Genomic DNA, 19491 nt, shown 5'->3' with positions numbered 1-19491 from the left:
GACGATCCGCCCGCCGGCATACGCATACAAAAGAAACAGAAGCGTGTAGAACGCCAGGTAAATCCAGACGGGGTTCAGCAGATAATCGCGCTGGGAGAGATAGCGGTAAACGCCAAGCGTATCGGCGCCGACGGCCAGCAAGGCCAGATAGGGCAGGACACTCGGCTGACGGAATATTCGCGAAAGGCTCTGCATTGTGCGGACTTATGGTTCCTCAATAGACGTACGTACGGTCAATCCCCAGCAACCTGGACGTCCAAAGGCATGCCGAAGGTCTTTTCGAACGCGGGCGCCTGCGCCAGCGCAGCCCAGAACTCCAGCTGCGCGTCGCTGGAGCTGATCAATGTCATCCGAATTCGGTCCGGCTTCGTGAGACGCCGACAGCGGACATCTTTCACCTGCGCAAGATGCCCACGGTCCAGCGCCTCGGCGAGACGCAAAGCGCAGGAAAGGATTCGAACGAGCTTGCGCGTCTTCACATCCAGCTTCTCAAACGTCGGATGCTTCATGCGCGGGACGCCCTTACGGTGGTAAAGCGCCAGACACGCCATGATCTCGACTTCGCGGTCATTGAACCCGAGCAGCTCGGAGTGTCGGATGATATAGTACGAATGCTGCTGATGATCGGTGTGCGAGATAAAGAAGCCACAATCATGAAGAAGCGCGGCGTACTCCAAAAGCTCGCGGGACCGGCCGTAATCGTGCAGCCCGAGCGCCTTCCACTGATCGAACAGGCGCAGGGACAGGTGGACGATATGCAGGGCGTGCGCTTCATCCACATTCGTCGCACGCATTAGCTGCTGGATCGAGCCGCGCCGCGCGCCCACGGTTTCATGCACGGCGGCGCCGCCGGCTTCGCGCCGCAGATGGTCGACGACGATCCCCTCGCGCACTCCCCGATCGGAAATACGGATGCTCGTCGCGCCCACCGTCTCCATCACTGTCTGCAAAATCGCGGCGCCGCCGATAATAATGTCCGCGCGCTCGGGGTTGATCCCTGGCACACGCCGCCGCTGCTCCATCGGCAGCGCGCAGAGGCGCTTGGTGATCGCCTGAAGATCAGTCAGCAAAAGCTCATGATTGCGAAACGAGGTCGGGATCGCGCCGCCGCTTGCGTGAGCAGCGATCTCCGCCAGATTAATCGCCGTGCCGGACGAGCCGTACATCACCGAAAACCCTTCGGCGGCGATGGCGCGCGCGGCCGGCGCCAGGGCGGACTGCACCTCGCGCTGGAGCAGCGCCCAGTTCGCAGGCGACACGGGCTTCGAAGGATCGTCGACAAATCCCGAGGTCATCCGAATGGCGCCCAGCTTCAAGCTGTCCAGATAATAAAAACGATTGGAATCGCCGACGATCAGCTCGGTCGAGCCGCCGCCGATGTCGATAAACAGCGCCTTCTTGCCGGCCGGGATCTCCACTCCGCTGGAGACGCCCAGATAGATCAGACGGGCTTCTTCCTGGCCTGAAATAACGCGCACGTCCAGATCGGCCAGCTCCCGCACCTTCTCCACAAAATCATCCCGATTGTCCGCCTCGCGAGCCGCCGCCGTCGCCAGCGCCACGATTTCCGTGGCGCCGTACCCACGCGCGACTTCCGCAAAGCGAGCGCAGACCAGCGCGCCCCGCGCGATGGCCTCTTCGGTCAATTTGTGACGGACTTCGCCGCCGGATTTCTTCGTCCGGTGCTTCGGCGTCTCCGCAAACTCGCCTTCGCCCAAACGCACCACTTGCTTCTGCGACGCGAGTACATTCCAGGCAAGTCCTTCCTGCAGTTCCACGACCGCAAGACGGATCGAATTCGTTCCAATATCCATGGCTGCAAAGATACGCATATGGTGGATATCATAGCATTCCGTGCGCGCCGCCGTCAAGGATAGCGAATCCTGGGGAAGAAGAGTTCCCAGCGCGGATTGGAACGGCAATCACATCGCCAAACACGTCCGACCGAGTATAATCATCAACAGCTCTCTCATCCCAATCGTCAGGAAATCCCCATTGTACGCCGCAGTCGTCGTTCAGCTTGAAGCGCCCGGTTTGAACCAGCCGTTCACCTACCGGATTCCGGACGCCATGACGCTCCATATCGGAGACGCCGTGGTGGTTCCGTTCAGCGGGCAGCTGGCGGTGGGCTATGTCGTAGGTCTCAGCGCCGAGCCGCCGGAGGAAATCGCGGCGGCGAAGATCCGGGCGGTGACGGCGCGGATCGAGAACGGGTCGGCCTTCGACCGCGAGCTTTTTGAACTGGCCGAGTGGGTCGCGCGGGAGACCCTCTGCGACTTGCAGGAGGCCGTGCGGCTGATTGCGCCGGAAGTGCTCGGGAGCGCGATCAAGACGACGCTGACCCTCGCCGACGACTGGGGAGACCTTCTCGCCCTAACTCGCTCGCAACCACAACACGCGGTGGCGGACGCGCTGGCCTCCCTCGGCGGTTCGGCGACGCCGGCGCAGGTCTCCCGTCTTCTTCCCTCCCTCAAAGTCGGTCCGATCGTTTCGGAACTGCGCAAAAAAGGCGTGCTGACGGAAACCCGCTCGGTCAGCCTGCCCAAAGCGCGAGAAAAAAAGGTGCGCGTTTTGCGCCTGGCGGTCGACATAGACGTCGCCGAGGAAGAAGCGACGCGTCTGGAAAAAACGCGCGCCAAGAAGCAGGCGGAGATGCTGCGCGCATTGATCGAAAGCTCTGCTCCAGCCTCATTATTAGGAGCGCCGCCGAACGCCGGCATCGCCGTCGGACCGGGCGCGCACGCCTCCGCCCGCGCGCTCGCCGAAAAGGGGCTTGCCGCCTACGCCGAAGCGACAGTCCAGCGCAACCCGTTTCGCTTCTTCGGCATGGTTTCCGACACCGCGCCGCCGCTCACGGACGCCCAGGCGACAGCGACAAAGGAGATTGGCGCGCACATCGCCCTGCAGGATGGCTCCGTGACGCTTTTGCATGGCGTTACGGGTTCGGGCAAAACCGAAGTCTATTTGGATTTGGTCGCACGCACGCTGGCGCAGGGTCAAAACGCGCTGATCTTACTCCCCGAAATCGGCCTGACCACTCAGTTATTGGATCTCTTCAAGGCCCGCTTCGGCGAGGACGATGTCGCGGTCCTGCACTCAGCTCTGTCGCTGGGCGAACGGTACGACGAATGGCAGCGCATCAAGAGCGGCGCCGCGCGCGTGGTGCTGGGCGCACGCTCGGCGGTCTTCGCACCCGTGACGCGCCTGGGCCTGATCGTGATGGATGAAGAACACGACGGCTCCTACAAACAAGACTCCTCCCCACGCTACCATGCTCGCGACGCCGCGCTTCGACGCGCGGAGCGTTCGGGCGCCATTGTCGTACTGGGAAGCGCGACGCCGTCGCTGGAAAGCTTCTACCGGGCGAAAACGGGACGTTACGGTCTGGTGACGCTGTCCGAACGGATCAGCAGCCGTCCGCTGCCGCCGGTTCATATCGTCGATTTAAGGGAAGAATTTCGTAAAAAGCCGGAGCAGCGTAAGTTCTCTCCGAAGACCGAGGGGAGCGCCGCGGAGGAAGAAGCGCCATCGCCGGCGCGCTCGATCTTCAGCGAAGCGCTGATGGACGCCATTGGAGATCGTCTCGAACGCCAGGAACAGACCATTCTGTTTCTCAACCGCCGCGGCTTCGCGACGTTTTTGCTCTGCCGGGACTGCGGCCACACGCCGGTCTGTCCGAACTGCGATGTGTCGCTGACGTATCACCACGGCGCGCGGCTGCTCCAGTGCCACCACTGCGACTTTCGCGCGCCCGCCCCGGCGGACTGCCCCATCTGCGGCGGACTGCGCATCCGGCCCTTTGGGCTGGGCACAGAAAAAGTCGAAGAGGCCGTGCATCAAGCGTTCCCGGAGGCGCGTACCCTGCGCATGGACCGCGACACGATGGCTCGCAAGGGCGCGCACGCGGAGACCTTGCGCACGTTCCGACGCGGCGAAGCGGATATTTTGATCGGTACGCAGATCGTGGCGAAGGGGCTGGACTTCCCGAATGTCACTCTGGTGGGCGTTGTCAGCGCCGATACGGCTTTGAATGTCCCGGACTTTCGGTCCGGAGAGCGGGCGTTCCAATTGCTGACCCAGGTCGCGGGGCGCGCGGGACGCGGGACACGGCCCGGCGAAGTGTTCGTGCAGACCTTCAGCCCCGAGCACACGAGCGTTCTGCGCGCCGCCGAACACGATTATTTAAACTTTTACGCCGAGGAGATCGAGACGCGCCAGGAGCTCAGCTATCCGCCGTTCTCCCATATGGCGAACCTCGTGATCTCGGACGAAGACGAAACCCTGGCGGCCGCGCGCAGTCAAACCATCGTGGAAACATTGCGCCAATCGATTGAGACACAAAACCTGCCGGTGACGCTGCTGGGGCCGGTGACATGCCCGCTGGCGCGCCTGCGCAATCGGTACCGATGGCATATCGTCGCACGCACTCCCAGCAAGGCGACGCTCCTCAAGGCGCTTCGGGGGATGCTGAGCGCCCTGAGCGCCTCGGACCGGCAAGGCCTGTCTCTTGATATTGATCCGCTCACAATGCTATAATCAAGGTTAGTATTCATATATATCGTAGAGATACGCCGCTGTGTCGGCCTGCGGGAGAGCACGATCCATGGCGAAGACCGCCGCGAAATTGACGGAATTGATCCGGGCCGACGATCCTATCGTGAAGTACGAAGGCGAAGGCGAACGTATCCTTCGGGAAAACTCGAAGCCGGTGGCGCAGTTCACCGAGGACATCGCCGAGCTTGTCAGCCGCATGGAGACGATCATGCGCGACGCCAACGGAGTCGGTCTCGCCGCGCCGCAGCTTGGAATTTTGAAGCGCATCTTCGTCTATGACGCCGGAGACGGCTTCCACGCCATTATCAACCCCAAGATCTTACAGCGCAAAGGCGAGCAGCTGGGCGTCGAGGGCTGCCTTTCCATTCCGGGCCTGTACGGTGATGTCCTGCGCGCCAACGAAGTGGTCGTCAAGGGCATGGATCAGTACGGCAACCCGGTCCGCCTGCGCGAAGAGGGCCTCGGCGCCCGCGTGATCCAGCACGAGTTCGATCACCTCGAAGGCATCCTATTCATCGACCGCGCGGACCCGGATTCTCTGCGCTGGGGACGCGGCGACGATGATGATGACGGCGACGAAGACGAGGATGAGGGCGAGCCCCCCAGCACGCGCGAATAATATGCAGATTCTTTTTCTCGGAACATCGCCCTTCGCCGTTCCCGCTCTTCACCGCCTGCTTCATGAGTCCAAGCATACGATCCTCGGGGTCGTCACGCAGCCGGACCGTCCGCAGGGACGCGGCGGCCGCGTTTCCAGCACGCCCGTAAAGATCGCGGCGCTCGAAGCGGATCTGCCGATCTACCAGCCGGAAAAAGTTCGCGCCAAGGCGTTCGTGGAGTTCGTCCGCGAAATGCAGCCGGATTGTCTTGTCGTCGCCGCGTTCGGACAGCTGATCCCACAGCGCATGCTCGACATCCCTCGCTATGGCGGGATCAATGTCCACGGATCGCTGCTCCCCCGCTGGCGCGGCGCCGCGCCCATGCAGTATTCATTGATGGCCGGCGACGCCGAAACCGGCGTCACAACGATGCAGATGGACGCCGGTCTGGATACCGGCGACATGCTGATGCGCGCTGTGCTTCCATTGACGGAAGAAGACAATTTGGGGACGATCGAAGGCAAACTCGCGGCGCTGGGCGCCGATCTGCTGATCGAGACGCTGGCGGCCCTGGAGCGCGGCGATTGCCCGAGAATTCCTCAGGATCCCGCTCTGGTCACGCAGTCCCCATCGCTGCCGCCGGATATCGGCGCGTTCGACTGGGCAAGGCCCGCACGCGAACTGCACAATCTGATGCGCGGCGTGACGCCCAAGCCTGGCGCCTACACGATCTGGCAGGGCAAGCGTCTCAAAATTACCGAGGCGAGCGTCCGTGAGGATGTGAGCGGCGAGCCGGGCGCCGTGATCTCCGTGGATAACTCGGGAGTGACTGTGGGCGCGGGCGCACAGAGCCTGCTGCTGCGGGAAGTGCAGCCGGAGAGCAAGGGACGGATGGCGGCGGGCGCCTGGGCGCGCGGCGCGCGGGTGGCTAATGGGGACCGTTTCGAGAGCATCGTTCGACAGGACACACAGGGGGCGACAGATGGAAACGCTGGATGAACGGATACAGCGAGGCATCGCCTTCAAGATCGATGGGCGATACGACGAAGCCGTGGAAGAATTTCGCTTGATCCTCGCGGATCACCCGCAGCACTCCGAAGCGCACCACCAGCTGGGCCTTGTCTACGGTTTCAGCGGCATGTTCGATGAATCCGTGTCGGAGCTGGAATCCGCGACCCAATTGGCGCCTTCCAATATCCTGGCGCGCAACGACCTGGCGCTCACCTACACCATGCTCGGGCGATACGACGAAGCCAAGGCGGAGTTCGCGCGTGTCCTGGAGCGCGACCGCGAAAACGACATCGCGCTGCGCAACTTGACTTATCTCCCCTGACCTCACAACAATACGCAACACTGGATGGCGCCCGATGATGTCACGCATTCGCATGAGCGCGCTGCCGGCGCTCATTCTTGCACTGCTTCCGATCCTGCTGCTCTGGCGGGTCGTGTTTCTGGGCGAAGCGTTCGTCCCCGCCGATCTCCAGCGTGATATTGCGCCCTGGCGCAATGCCGCCGATACGCACCTGCCGCCCTGGAACCCACTGATGTGGGACGGCGTGGCCGAGTTCTATCCCTGGCGCTTCTTCCTCTCCCGCTCAATCCATGAGGGTTACCTCCCCCTCTGGAACCCACACCAATTCTGCGGGACCCCATTCGTGGGCAACTCGCAGTCCGCCATTTTCTACCCGTTCAATACGCTCTTCGTTGTGCTGCCCGTCACGGCGGCGTTTGGCGTGAGCGTCCTGCTGCACCTCTTCCTCACGGGCGTCTTTCTCTATGCGTTTCTCCGATCGTCTCCGCTTGGCTTGAGCCGCAGCGCGGCGCTGGCGGGCGCGGTAGTCTGGCAGCTCTGCACGTGGCAGGTCTCATGGCTGGCCTTGCCGACATTTCTTTGCGTCTCGACCTGGCTCCCTTTGGCGCTGCTATTGACCCAGCGCCTTGCCGACCGCCCCACCCCGCTCCGAGCCACGATGCTCGGCGCGAGCCTCGGGCTGATGCTGCTGGCCGGACATCTCCAGATCTGCCTGTATTGCTATCTGCTGGTGGGAGCCTATGCGCTCTGTATCGCGCTGCCCTCGGCGCGCGGACGCAGCCGCAAGGCGCTGCTGGGGAGCGCGGGGCTTGCGGCCGGGATCATGCTCCTGATCGGCGCAGCGCAGCTGCTGCCATCGGTAGAGCTATCGCGGATGTCGCACCGTATTGGCGGAACACCGACGTGGGAAGGATATCAGGGCTACACCAAGCTCGCGGTTCCGGCCTACCATCTGGCGTCGATCTTCGCGCCGGACTTCTTTGGCAACCCCACCGTGGGGAGTTATTGGGGCTACACGAACTACGCCGAGAACGCCGCGTATGTGGGCGTGCCGGCGCTGCTGCTGGCGCTCGTGGGGCTGATCGCCGGCTGGCGCCCGAGTAAGCCGATACGATTCTTCGGAGTATGCGCCGCCCTGTCGCTGCTGATCGCAACCGGCACGCCCGTCGACGCCGTCCTGTTCTTCGGCATCCCGGGCTTCGCGCAGACTGGATCGCCGGGCCGCATTCTCGTTCTCTGGTCGTTCTGCGCCGCCATTCTGGCGGCGTACGGCGCTCAGGCCGTAATCGGCCAACTGCGTGAAACGAAGCCCGCCGCGCTGCTTGCCAAAGCCGGCGGCGCACTGCTGGCGCTCTTAGTGATTGTCACGGGATACACGTTCTGGTGGATCGGCAAGAATGCCCCGGCAGGCGCGATCTCGACCATTCTTGCGACGGAGGGCGACTTGTGGCGTCTTCCGGTCGGACTTCTGTTCGCCGCCGGGATCCTCCTGTACCTCGCGCGCGGCGCCAAAATGACGCCGCGCATGGCGGGGGGCGGCCTAGTCGTAATCCTTGCGCTGGACCTGCTGCTGGCCGGGATCGGTTATAACCGCTCCACTGTCCCGGCGAACGTCTACCCCACGACGCCGCTGATCGCCTTCCTCCAGCAGCATGCGGGAACCGACCGGATCATGCCGGTGAACAGCAGCTGGAGCATCGATCCCACGCATCCCCCGCGCGCGATCCTGCCGCCGAACGCCGCCATCGTCTACGGCCTTTACGACACCCAGGGATACGACTCGCTCTTCCCGGGCCAGTATATGGCGTTCGCGGCGGCCATAAACGGCGATGGCAAGCCCCCCTCGCCACAGGAAAACGGCAACATGGTCTTCACACGCGGCTTCGGGACCGAACTGTCGCGCATGGCCTCCGCGCGCTATCTCGTCTCCCGCGAGCCGCTTCCCACATCCGACACCGCGATTACGTCCGTGTACACGGGCGCTGACGGCTATGTCTATGAGGACAAGTCCGCCGCGCCGCGCACATCCGTAAACGATGGGCCAAACCGTTTGATACTGACTGCCGCAAACGACTCGCCGCAAGGGGTCGTCGTCAACGATCAGTGGTTCCCAGGCTGGCGCGCACGCCGCAGCAGGACCGCAGCGATGGTTGCACATGGACCACAGGTGTTCCAAACGGTATCGGGAGTTCGAGAGGTGATACGGAGAGGTGAGCAGATCGAGATGCGATACGCGCCCAGCTCCGTCCAGGTCGGCATGTACGCTCTGTGCATGGCGTGCGCTTTATTGGCGTTCACAATTTCGCAGGCAACGACAAAACAAAAGCGCGCCGCACGGCCGTAATCACGGTCGTACAACACGCTTATCCGAAGTCATTGTAGCCTAAGAACTGGACCGATCACGACTTAAGGGACGGCGATCGTTGGGCTGGACGCCAGCTGCTCCTTCGCGGCGGCAGCGGCTTCATTCTCGGAGTCATAGACGCCAAAAATCGTGTTCAGACGTGTGATTTGCAGCATCCGCGTGATGGCTTCATTGCAGCCTACCAGATAAAGTGCGCCGTTCATCGGTCGCAGGCGTTTGGTCGCAGAAAGAAGCGTGCCGAATCCGCTGCTGTCCATGTAAGTGACGCTCGCCATGTTGATGACAATCGCTGGACCGACTTCATCAATGGCCTTGTTGACGGCGTCTTTGAATTGCGGCGTGGTGTAGATGTCGATTTCACCCACGACATCCAGCACCGGAACGTCCTGGAGGAAACGAAGATTCGTTTCGATCCTTAAATTCTCCATGTAACACCCACCCTTAGATTTTGACGAGCGGCTTACGCGCCGTCAGATTCGCATTTAATCGACACTTACCGACCGGACAGCCAATCGTGCTCTCATTTTACCCAATATGTCTGAAAATAAACGGAGCCAGCAGCACCAGGTCCATCGAAGCCGAAACACCCCAATGCGCGACAAAACCATAGACCATCGATCGTGTGCGAACGGCGAGGATTCCTAAAATAATCGCCGCCGGAAACGATCCTAGAATCTCCAGCGGCGGCTTCGCGGCGCCCGGAGTCAGCGACCAGTGCAGCAGCATAAACGGCAGCGCCTGCAGGATCACCGCCCCCCATGTCCCCAGCCGCGTCTTCTGGAACCCAAAGAGCAGAAATCCCCGAAAGAAGAATTCCCAGCAGAACATATAGAACGCCATCGCCAGTTCGTAGTATATGAGCGCTTTGATGCTCACAACCTTCGAGATCGTGTTATAAACTTCGCCGACGCCCGGCTGATCCCGGCTTAGGCGATGGCTGAGGTATTGATCACGGAACTCCGGGCGGGATGAGGCAACGATCAGCGGCAGCAGCATCGCCGCCCAGAGGATCAACGCCCACTTCATCCCAAGCTTGCGGTCTCCGCTTTGCAGTCCGAAATGCGATGGGTCCTGCTTGAGGATCAATAGGATCGCCATCAGCGGGATCCAGAGACACAAGCCGTTATTGGTCAGCCAGTACGCTTCGGGCGACTTGGGATCGCCGTTGGTCATGAAGAGATACAGGACCACGACGGCGCCGACCACAAAGGTCGTCCAGCCGGTGAGCGAATCCGATCCATGAAAGCCTTTTTGCGCGGGTTCGGTTTTTGTCTTGGATTTCCTGGCTATGGCGAAGTCTCCTTCTTGGCGGCGTCGGCGAGGCGCGCGCGGATCTCGCGCGCGGCCGATAGCGTCCCGGTCTCATCGATCGTGCGCCATGCGCCTTCGTCGTACAGCGTTTCGCCGTCGCACATCGTCATGACAACATCGTCGGCGCGGGCGGAATAAACCAGAGCGCTCACGGGGTCGGTCGCTGGAGTCGTGTGCGGATGGTCAAGACACACAGCGATGAGGTCGGCGCGCTTGCCCGGCGTCAGCGATCCCGTGACGGCGCCCCACCCCATCGCCTCGGCGCCGCCCAGCGTCGCCATCCGCAGAACGTCGCGCGCCGACACGGCCTCCACATTCTGGCGGACGCCGCGCTGCATCAGCAGCGCCATGCGCATTTCCTCGAACATGTCCAGAGTGTTGTTGGAAACGGCGCTGTCCGTGCCAAGTCCAACGGTCAATCCCTCGGTCTTCAGCCAATGCGCCAGCGGCGCGATCCCCGCGCCGAGCTTGGCGTTGCTCTTGGGACAGTGGATGATCGACGCGCCTGAGGCGGCGACGGCGTCGCTGTCAGCGTGGTCCTGCTGCACGCAGTGGATCGCCAGCGTTCCCTCGCCCAGAAGACCTAACGCCTCCGCATAGTGTGTCGGCGACATACGCGGCGGCTCCCAGGTGATGCCGCGCCGCAGATACATCTCCCAAAACGGTCCCTCGCCCAGCTCCGTCAGCGCGGTCTCGGCGGGAGATTCGGCAATATGAATACTCGACGGCAGCTGTTCCTCGCGCATATACTCAACCAGTGCGCGCAGCAGCTCCGGACGCAGCGTATAAAGCGCATGCGGGGAAACGCCGACGCGCACGCGATCCGACGCAAGCCGTCGGTGCGCCTCGATCTTAGCGCGCAGCGCCGCTAAGATCGGATCTATTGGCTCACGGTCATCAATTCCAAAAATCTCTTGATAGATCGTCGCCCTAAGCCCCGTTTCTGATGCGACACGCATGGTGACGCCGGCGTCCGTGTTATCTCCAATGGTCGTGATCCCGCCGGCGATGCACTCCATGGCGCCCAGGCGAGACGACAGAAGCCAATCTTCGGGAGACAGATGCGCCTTGGCGGCATTCAGCGCGCGAACCCATGGGAAAAACGGGACATCTTCCAGAAAGCCACGCTGCACGGTGTATTCCAAGTGAGTGTGCGCGTTCACAAAGCCGGGCATAAGAACCGCGTCGCCAAAGTCGCGAACATTGTCCGAACCGACGCTACGGTGCCGAACAGCGGCGATGCCCCCGTCTTCGACCACGACTTCCCCATCTTCGATCGGCGGCGCGTCGACTGGGACAATCCATTTTGCGCGATAAGTATGATTGCTCATGATGTTTCGTTCAAGCTCTGGGGCCGCGCGACGCGTGTCTCAGCAGATCGTGTTCGCCTTGTGCGGCGATAATAGGTGATTCCGAAAGCAACTCCGACACCGAGAAGCGCGCCGAACGAATCGAACAGGACATCGGTAGCTTTGGGCGTGCGGGAGCTGACAAAGCGCTGATGGAACTCGTCCGTCATCGCATAGAATGTCGCGAAGCCCCAGGCGAGCAGCGCCATACGTCCAGGTCTTACCTCTCCCCATTGACTTTTGGCAATGGCGCGAACCGTCAGTGCGGCCAGAATCAAATATTCTGACATATGCGCCGCTTTGCGCACACAATAATGCCAAACATCCAGTTGGGCGGCAGTCAAGCGAATCGCGCCGCCGGAGATGAATTGCAATGCACGGTCGAGAAATGAGTTCGTATGATTTGCGGAACCGTTGTCGGTGGAGAGAAAGAAGATGACGCCCAGCCAAAGCAGAACGGGGAAGATGTCGCGAAGAAAGCGTCGTGAGGTCATGGGTGGTATCGAAAATCGCCGGCGAGGCCGCTCAGATGTGCTGATGTACGATACCGCACTTACTGACGAATGTCAAGAATGAAAGAGGCCACACATACAAAAAGGGCCGGCCATCCGTGGCCGGCCCTTTTTACGTGATTACTTAGCGCGCGCGGTGGGTGCGGCGATGGGCGCGATGGTACCGAGCCCGGGCGCGGGAGGCGCGGGACTGGCTCTTGCGCTCGTCTTCGTACTTCTTGGCGGAGTACGCGGCGCCGGCGACGCCGATAACGCCCAGCGTATTATTGTGGTGCGTCAGGCCGTAAGCGCCGACAGCGGCGCCGGCGATGGCGCCGTTACGCCAGTTATTCTTGTTCTTCTGGCTGTCGGCATGCGCGGCGGGGGCAATGGACGAAAGCGCGCAGACGGCGAGCGCTCCGGCAATGGCGAATGGTGAAACTCGTGTCATTTGTTTTTCTTCCTTGTGATATGAGAGTTACGTGAGATTATCTGAAGTGACAGCGGCTGGCGCCGGCTGAGCCGGCAGCTGGTCGAACTGCTCTTTGGAAATGCTGGTCGTAATATCGTTACCGACAACGCTGACGAGGTTTTCCGCGCTAATATATCCATGCTTGTGGATGAGCAATCCATGCTGCACCACAATGCCCCGGAAGATGTCGGCTCCGGTGTCCGCCACAAGCTCCGAAACGGAGCCGAGGTGAGAACCGTCCGAACCGTGCACCGCCATCCCTGGCTCGATCAACAGATAGCTTCCTTGTTCCATAAGATCGTCATCTTCCTGGGCGAAATATTGCGCGTTACCACGACCGCGAAGCCCGCGCGATGTTATGTTATTCCCACCTAGCAGACGAGGTAAACGCGTTTCTTGTTCCCTCACAATCAATAAGGCTTCCAGTTGACAGCGTCACTCCAAAATGCGTATAATAACAATCGTTGACGCGGCGCTGAGAGATCCACGACTGTGGAGAGATGCCGGAGTGGTCGATCGGAACTGTCTTGAAAACAGTCGTAGGTGCAAGCTTACCGTGGGTTCGAATCCCACTCTCTCCTCCATCATTCGCCGCAGCATTCAGCAGATGGGGCCTTTGCTGGCCCCGTCTCTTCTCCTTTTCGTGTTTCTCATCCACCTCATCGTACGGCAAAGCTTTTGAAGACTGAGGATATTTCATGTCGTTTTTATCAAAGACGGACAGCGGAAAGCTTAAACAGTCACACGAAGATATCGTTCAGCACATGGAGCAGCACTACGGGCCGGTGCAGAAACAGGCGCTGGTCGAGATTGTTCTTTCGAGCGGCATCGCCATCCATGCGATTCCGCCCCGCAGTCCAGAGGGGCCGCTTACCCTGTTTACGACAGGAATGAGCGATCGTCCTCAGAACGTGCCCGCAGGAGGGGATGAGTTCCGATACACGGAATTGCTCATTCAGTTGCCTTCCGACTGGCCGACGACCGAGCAGGCGCTTCGAAACGAGAATTTCTCCTGGCCATACAAATGGCTCAGACAGATCGCCTGGTACCCGCATGAGAACGACACCTGGCTCGGCGGGCCTTACCCCATCATCGCCAATGACGAACCGCCACAGCCACTCGCTCCAAACACAAAACTGAGCTGTCTGCTTCTGATCCGCGAGACCGACGCTGCCGGGACCGTCTCGTGCCGGGACGGGCGTCAGATCGCATTCTATTCCATGAACCCGTTGTATACCGAGGAGCGAGATTTCGAAGTCGCCCAGGGGATCCGTCCGCTATTTGCGGCCATGGCGGCTATCGGCGCTACCATGGTTGTCGACCTGCACCGACCCAACGCTGTGACGGGATCCTAGTCTAAAACAAAAAAATCCCCCTCGAAGCCTGGCTTCGAGGGGGATTTTTAGTTTTTATTCGATCGTTGAGGCGATCGGAGCTTCGGATGTCTCCGTGGTCGTCGTTTCCGGGGTCGGATCGCTGTCCAGTCCCATCGGGGCGCCTTTGCGAAAGACGATCTTGTTGTCGTCGTCCGCGTCCACCAGGATGGTGTCGTTTGCCTGGAACTTACCAAGCAGAACTTCCTCGGACAGCGGGTCTTCGACCAATCGCTGCACGGCGCGGCGCAGCGGGCGCGCTCCGTACTGCGGATCGTAGCCTTCCTTCGCCAGAACTTCCTTCGCCTTTTCGGTGACTTCGAAGTCCATGCCCTTTTGCGAGACCTGCTTGCTCACACGGTCCAGCATCAAGCTGACGACCTGCTTGATCTCATCGGCCGAGAGCGGGTGGAAGACGATCGTCTCGTCCACGCGGTTCAGGAACTCCGGGCGGAAGACGCGCTTCAGCTCGTCGTTGATCCGTCCCTTGACGCTTTCCATCTGCCGCGCGATGTCGGCGGCTGTCTTGTCGCCAGCCGTCCCGCGGAAGCCCATCTCACGCTCGCCCTGGATGGAACGCGCGCCGATGTTGCTCGTCATGATCAGGATCACGTTCTTGAAGTCGATGACGCGGCCGTGCGAGTCGGTCAGTCGTCCGTCTTCCATCACTTGCAGCAGCAAGTTGTAGACTTCCGGATGCGCCTTTTCGATCTCGTCAAGCAGCACGACCGAGTACGGATTGCGGCGTACGGCTTCGGAAAGCTGACCGCCCTCATCGTAGCCAACGTATCCGGGAGGCGCTCCGACCAATCGCGAGACGGCGAAGCTCTCCATGTACTCGGACATGTCGATGCGGATCAGGTTCTCTTCCTTCTCGAAGAGATAGGCCGCCAGCGCACGCGCTAATTCCGTCTTGCCGACGCCCGTGGGGCCCAGGAAGATGAACGAGCCGATCGGGCGCTTGGCGTCTCGAAGTCCGGAGCGTGACCGTCGGACGGCTTTGGCGATCGCTTCGATCGCTTCGTGCTGACCGATGATCCGCTTGTGCAGTTCATCTTCCATACGGAAGAGCTTCTGCGTTTCGGCTTCGACCAGGCGAGAGACGGGAATGCCGGTCCAGGAGAAGACGATCTGTGCGATTTCATCTTCGTCCACGGACTGCTTCGCATTCTTGCGCGTTTCCTGCCAGCCCTCGTCGAGCTCCTGCACCTTCTCTTCCAGTTCACGGCGGCGCGCCTGAAGCTCATACGCCTTGTCGTACTGGCGGTTGTTTGGCAGGCTGCTTAGCTCTTTTTGAACGGCGTTCAGCTCGATCTTGGCGTCGCGCAGTTCCTGCGGCGGCATGGCGCCGCGCAGGCGGACCCGGGACGACGCTTCGTCGATCAGGTCGATGGCCTTGTCCGGCAGGTACCGGTCCGAGATATAACGATCGGACAGACGAGCGGCGGCTTCCAGCGCATCGTTGGTGATCTCCACCTTGTGATGCTGCTCGTATCGGGCGCGCAGGCCCTTCAGGATCTCGATGGCGTCCTCGACTGACGGCTCCTTGACCTGGATGGCCTGGAAACGGCGCTGCAGGGCGGCGTCGCGCTCCACGTACTTGCGGTACTCGTCCAAGGTCGTCGCGCCGATGCATTGCAGCTCGCCACGCGCCAGAGCCGGCTTCATGATATTAGAGGCGTCGATGGCGCCTTCCGCCGCACCGGCCCCGACCAGCGTGTGCAGCTCGTCGATAAAGAGAATCACTTCTCCCTGCGCCTTACGGACTTCTTCCATGACGCGCTTCATGCGCTCTTCGAACTCACCCCGGTACTTGGTGCCTGCGACCAAAGCAGCGAGGTCCAGAGCAACGACGCGCTTGTCCTTGAGGAAGTCCGGGATATCGCCCATGACGATCCGCTGGGCGAGACCTTCAGCAATGGCCGTTTTGCCGACGCCCGGTTCACCGAGCAAACACGGGTTGTTCTTAACACGACGGGAGATGATCTGGATGACGCGCTCGATCTCGCTGGCGCGGCCGATGACCGGATCCAGCTTCTCATTGCGCGCGAGTTCCGTAAGGTCACGGCCAAACTCGTCCAGGGTCGGGGTGCGGGTCTTCGCGGGCGTTCGCGCCGGGCTGTTCGCGCCCGCCTCGCCGCCGCCTTCCTGGAGGTGCATGACTTCCCGCCTCGTTCTCTCAAGATCGACGCCCAGCTTGGACAGCACGCGTCCGGCCAGTCCTTCGCCCTCGCGGATCAGGCCGAGCAACAGGTGCTCCGTGCCGATGTAGTTGTTGTTCAGCTGGCGCGCCTCGTCGTAGGCGAGGTCGATGACCCGCTTGGCGCGGGGCGTCAGCTGCATGTCCTGGCCAAGCCGACCGTCGCCGCGCGACACCTGGCGCTCGATTTCCGAGCGGATGCGTCCGAGGCTCACGCCGATCCGATCCAGGATGCGGGCGGCCACGCTGTCGTTCTCGCGGACCAATCCCAGCAGCAGGTGCTCGGTGGAAACGTAATTCTCACCTAGGCGGCCCGCTTCTTCCTGTGCATAAAACACGACCTTACGGGCGCGCTCCGTGAATCGTTGCCACATTTTATTTCTTCTCCCGTATTTTGCCGTTCGCCGTATTTCGTGCCCGAAACTTGAGGATATCCTATTGTTCCCTATTTCACCGGCAGAATCGCCAGTTTTTTCCCACAATCCTCAGCAGTTACTTATCGGGCTCCATGTCGCTGCGCTCTGATTACATTACGGATCAAAGCGGGCCGGCGGTTCTCTTCGTAGAAAGTATTTTGCGCATTTATTCCGGAAACGAATTCGGTCCCGATGCGCATCGAAACTAAAAGCTCGCGAAAGACCGCGCGGGACGCCCCTGTCTCCATTCCCATCTCATCGCCGAGACGCAGCATCGAGAGAATAGACATCGCGTCCGAAGCGGAAAGCCGGCTGGATTCGCCGAGCTTTGCGAGCGCCTCCGTCACTTTGGAGGTAATTACCGAACGCTCGTTCCGCCACAAAAGTTCCCGGGCCGCCTGCTCGTCCGCCACAATGAAGGTCGTTACCGCCGAGAGACGGGCCAGGATCTGGCGCTCGGTCAGTCCGAGGCTGACTGCGTTGGAAAGCTGGTAGACATCGCCCGCCATCGCTACATTCTCTCCATAGCTGCCCCGCACCGTCACGCCGAGCGTTCGGGCCGCCGACAGCGCGTCGTCCAATTTCCCAGAAAGCGTCAGTCCCGGCAGATGCGCCATCACGGAGAGGCGCATCCCGGTACCGCAGTTCGCCAGCGATGAGGTTAAGAACCCGTAACGACTGTGCTTGGCGTAATCTAAATCTTCCGCAAGGCGATCGTCAAGCTCATCGGCGATCTTCCAGGCGCCGCTGAGCTGCAACCCCGGTAAAATTGCCTGGATTCGCAGGTGGTCTTCTTCGTTGACCATCACACTGGCGGTGTGGCGGTCATCGACCAGCGCCCAGCGCGATGGCCCCGCCGTCGCGTGTTGGACACTGATCAAATGCCGGTCAATCAGCGCTGCGCGCTGCGGGGCGGTCAGCCGGTCGATCGCTACGGCCTTCAGGGCAGTTTCGCCCTTACTCCGTCGCTTGTTCGCGACGATCACCACCTGCGCCACACGCCCCAGAGTGGCTGCATCGGCTCTTCCTGGAAAGGGAAAACCGCTCAGATTGCGCGCCAACCGAGCGCGCGTGGAGAGGATGACATCGGCTGTCCATCCCGCTTCGCTCGTCCAGATCGGCAGGCTCGCATCACGCTTTTCCAATATGGTCCACGGCGCCATGGATGCGCCACAGGGCGTGCAGCACTTCGCCCTCGAATACTTCGTAGCAGCCAGCGCAGCCCATATGGCCGTCCTGGTAAAGATTCGCTCGGGTCAAACCGCACTGCCGGCACACGGCTTCCGGTCCTTGTCCTTCTCCCGCTTCGCCGCCCTCGGCTGTGTTCGCCATTGTCGTTATCTCACAATAATAGGACACAGCCGAGCGGCGAAAGGGCTCAGGCGACCGGTGTGCCGGTCGATTGCGTCAGATCGCGGTACGCCGCGATCAATTTCCGGGTAATCGGGCCGGGCTTACCGTCGCCGATATCGCGTCCGTCGAAGTGGACCGCCGGGATGACCTCGGCCGCGGTTCCCGTCAGGAACACCTCATCGGCGTTGTAGACATCGTACTGCGTGATGATCGGCTCGGACACTGCGATTCCAAAGCCGCGCGCCAGATCGATCACGGTGTCGCGCGTAATGCCCTGCAGAATGCCGATTGACGCCGGCGGCGTGGTGATGGCGCCGTTCTTGATTAGGAAGATATTATCTCCCGTCGCCTCCCCCACATAGCCCTCACGGGTGAGCATCAGACCTTCGCCAGCGCCGTAACGATTGGCTTCGGCCTTCGCCATAATATTGTTGATGTACTTGCCGGTGCATTTGACGCGCGGGTCGATCACATCGGGCGACGGCAGGCGGGTCGAGACCGTGACGACGATCAGGCCGTTCTCATACATCTCTTTTGGGTAGAGCGCGAGCTGTTCACAGGAGATATAAACGTTCGCCTTGCCCTTGAGGTGTTTTGGGTCCAGTCCCAACCCCTCGCCGCGCGTGACGGTGACGCGGATATAGCCGTTGACATGCCCGTTCGCCTTGGCGGTCTTGACGATGTCGGCGATCATGGCCGTCTTATCAATAGCTAATTCGATGTTCAGCGCTTTCGCCGAAAAGTATAGCCGCGCGACGTGCTCGTCCAATTTGAAGACGCGATTATTGTAAACACGAATCCCTTCGAACAGACCGTCTCCATAAAGCATTCCGTGGTCATACAGCGGAACGAACGCCTTTTCCTTGGGAATCAGCTCACCATTGATACACGCAAATTGCGGCTCGGACATCTCCGGCCCTCCTAGCAAATGATAATCTCAGTATAGCATGGCGGCGTGTATTGTTCAAGTCCGGGCCACGATAGCTGCCAGCGACGACGAGAGCGGCGTTCGCCCACAGTCCGCAATCCGGCGGTCTGCGCCCCACAGCTGAAGCAGTGGTCTAATCAGGGGTAAGCATGCTAAAGCAGGCTAATCAGCTTAGAACCTGAGACGATAAGCGTTCGCCAAAGTCTGAAATCCGGCAGTCGGCTTCAGCCGCCTTAACCCCTGACTAGACCACTGCTTCAGCTGTGGAAACATTGATGCGTTCATCAGTGGCAGGAGTCGCGCCCCTGAGCGGCGTAATGGAAGGCCATACCATGATAACAGAACCCACACCCGCTTCCACGACTCCTCAATCCGAGTACCAATCCCGCTTTGACCGATTTCAATCCAGTGTCCAGCAGCTTTCCGGCCAAGATGGAAAACTCGCCCTCTGGCGATTTCTTTCCTTCGCCGCTGGCCTCCTCGCCTGCTGGCCGGCGCTCTTCACGCACCAGGCGCCTGGGTGGATCCCTGTCCCGTTCGGCGCCGTTTTCATCGCGCTGTGGATCATCCATGAACGTGTCGGACAGCGACTTGAACAGGCGACGCGCGCCCGTGACTACTATCAAAAGGGACTAGACCGATTGACAGGGCGCTGGGTCGGCAAGGGCAACGACGGCGCTCGCTTTCTTGACCCTCGGCATCCCTACGCCATCGACCTGGACGTCTTCGGGCGCAATTCCCTGTTTGAGTTGATCTGCGCTGCGCGCA

The 19491-nt window shown here is 60.9% G+C and carries 18 protein-coding genes, 1 tRNA gene and 1 pseudogene; 8 read left to right on the top strand and 12 right to left on the bottom strand.

What is annotated here, in order from left to right:
• Both ABIZ35_RS26900 and ABIZ35_RS26895 read right to left on the bottom strand, forming a co-directional pair.
• Positions 1-195 (bottom strand): hypothetical protein (locus ABIZ35_RS26900; protein WP_348223026.1); only part of this gene is annotated, 195 nt, incomplete at its 3' end.
• 38 nt (positions 196-233) lie between these two features.
• Positions 234-1922 carry a Ppx/GppA phosphatase family protein gene (locus tag ABIZ35_RS26895; RefSeq protein ID WP_348223025.1) on the bottom strand — a complete coding sequence of 563 codons (1689 nt, stop codon included), beginning with the start codon at positions 1920-1922 and terminating at the stop codon, positions 234-236.
• Positions 1923-1995: 73 nt separating this feature from the next.
• Here ABIZ35_RS26895 and priA point away from each other — a divergent pair, with 73 nt between their 5' ends.
• From priA to ABIZ35_RS26870, 5 genes are all read left to right on the top strand, one after another.
• Positions 1996-4536, top strand: coding sequence for a primosomal protein N' (gene priA / locus ABIZ35_RS26890; RefSeq protein ID WP_348223024.1), 2541 nt, complete (start codon positions 1996-1998; stop codon positions 4534-4536).
• 67 nt (positions 4537-4603) lie between these two features.
• Complete coding sequence (def, locus tag ABIZ35_RS26885) at positions 4604-5173, top strand: peptide deformylase (RefSeq protein ID WP_348223023.1); 570 nt, start codon at positions 4604-4606, stop codon at positions 5171-5173.
• Position 5174: 1 nt separating this feature from the next.
• Positions 5175-6152 carry a methionyl-tRNA formyltransferase gene (gene fmt, locus ABIZ35_RS26880; protein ID WP_348223022.1) on the top strand — a complete coding sequence of 326 codons (978 nt, stop codon included), beginning with the start codon at positions 5175-5177 and terminating at the stop codon, positions 6150-6152.
• Complete coding sequence (locus ABIZ35_RS26875) at positions 6136-6486, top strand: tetratricopeptide repeat protein (protein WP_348223021.1); 351 nt, start codon at positions 6136-6138, stop codon at positions 6484-6486. The genes fmt and ABIZ35_RS26875 overlap by 17 nt, the downstream gene beginning before the upstream one ends.
• A gap of 34 nt (positions 6487-6520) precedes the next feature.
• On the top strand, positions 6521-8809 hold the full coding sequence (locus tag ABIZ35_RS26870; RefSeq protein WP_348223020.1) for a hypothetical protein: 2289 nt from the start codon (positions 6521-6523) through the stop codon (positions 8807-8809).
• A 62-nt stretch (positions 8810-8871) separates the two neighbouring features.
• Here the strand turns inward: ABIZ35_RS26870 and ABIZ35_RS26865 are convergent, their stop codons facing one another.
• The 6 genes from ABIZ35_RS26865 to ABIZ35_RS26840 form a co-directional block, all read right to left on the bottom strand.
• Entirely contained in the window at positions 8872-9258 is a 387-nt protein-coding gene (locus ABIZ35_RS26865; RefSeq protein ID WP_348223019.1) for an STAS domain-containing protein, read from the bottom strand.
• A 97-nt stretch (positions 9259-9355) separates the two neighbouring features.
• A complete protein-coding gene (locus ABIZ35_RS26860; protein ID WP_348223018.1) occupies positions 9356-10036 on the bottom strand; it encodes a CPBP family intramembrane glutamic endopeptidase in 681 nt (226 codons plus the stop codon).
• A gap of 80 nt (positions 10037-10116) precedes the next feature.
• Positions 10117-11472, bottom strand: a complete 1356-nt coding sequence (locus ABIZ35_RS26855) for an amidohydrolase family protein (RefSeq protein ID WP_348223017.1) — start codon at positions 11470-11472, stop codon at positions 10117-10119.
• Entirely contained in the window at positions 11469-11984 is a 516-nt protein-coding gene (locus ABIZ35_RS26850; RefSeq protein ID WP_348223016.1) for a VanZ family protein, read from the bottom strand. Before ABIZ35_RS26850 ends, ABIZ35_RS26855 begins: the two co-directional genes overlap by 4 nt.
• A 142-nt stretch (positions 11985-12126) precedes the next feature.
• Positions 12127-12432 (bottom strand): hypothetical protein, encoded by a 306-nt coding sequence (locus ABIZ35_RS26845; RefSeq protein WP_348223015.1) that lies wholly within the window; start codon positions 12430-12432, stop codon positions 12127-12129.
• 27 nt (positions 12433-12459) lie between these two features.
• Positions 12460-12747, bottom strand: coding sequence for a PRC-barrel domain-containing protein (locus ABIZ35_RS26840; RefSeq protein WP_348223014.1), 288 nt, complete (start codon positions 12745-12747; stop codon positions 12460-12462).
• Between the two features lie 200 nt (positions 12748-12947).
• Here ABIZ35_RS26840 and ABIZ35_RS26835 point away from each other — a divergent pair.
• Together ABIZ35_RS26835 and ABIZ35_RS26830 are read left to right on the top strand one after the other, a co-directional pair.
• Positions 12948-13037 (top strand) — tRNA-Ser (locus ABIZ35_RS26835).
• 114 nt (positions 13038-13151) lie between these two features.
• Positions 13152-13808, top strand: coding sequence for a suppressor of fused domain protein (locus tag ABIZ35_RS26830; protein ID WP_348223013.1), 657 nt, complete (start codon positions 13152-13154; stop codon positions 13806-13808).
• A 54-nt stretch (positions 13809-13862) separates the two neighbouring features.
• On the opposite strand, the gene ABIZ35_RS26825 is transcribed toward ABIZ35_RS26830, so the two are convergent.
• From ABIZ35_RS26825 to ilvE, 4 genes are all read right to left on the bottom strand, one after another.
• Positions 13863-16400 (bottom strand): ATP-dependent Clp protease ATP-binding subunit, encoded by a 2538-nt coding sequence (locus ABIZ35_RS26825; RefSeq protein WP_348223012.1) that lies wholly within the window; start codon positions 16398-16400, stop codon positions 13863-13865.
• Positions 16401-16522: 122 nt separating this feature from the next.
• Positions 16523-17605 (bottom strand): ATP--guanido phosphotransferase, encoded by a 1083-nt coding sequence (locus ABIZ35_RS26820; RefSeq protein WP_348223011.1) that lies wholly within the window; start codon positions 17603-17605, stop codon positions 16523-16525.
• Positions 17574-17774, bottom strand: a complete 201-nt coding sequence (locus ABIZ35_RS26815; protein WP_348223010.1) for a hypothetical protein — start codon at positions 17772-17774, stop codon at positions 17574-17576. Before ABIZ35_RS26815 ends, ABIZ35_RS26820 begins: the two co-directional genes overlap by 32 nt.
• 46 nt (positions 17775-17820) lie before the next feature.
• A complete protein-coding gene (gene ilvE, locus ABIZ35_RS26810; protein ID WP_348223009.1) occupies positions 17821-18705 on the bottom strand; it encodes a branched-chain-amino-acid transaminase in 885 nt (294 codons plus the stop codon).
• Positions 18706-19055: 350 nt separating this feature from the next.
• Between ilvE and ABIZ35_RS26805 the strand changes: the two are divergent.
• Positions 19056-19491 (top strand): annotated as a pseudogene (locus tag ABIZ35_RS26805) (DNA mismatch repair protein MutS); the annotation flags it as partial.

This window comes from Capsulimonas sp. (assembly GCF_039929585.1).
GTDB lineage: Bacteria > Armatimonadota > Armatimonadia > Armatimonadales > Capsulimonadaceae > Capsulimonas.
This window is presented reverse-complemented; position numbering and strand designations above follow the sequence as displayed.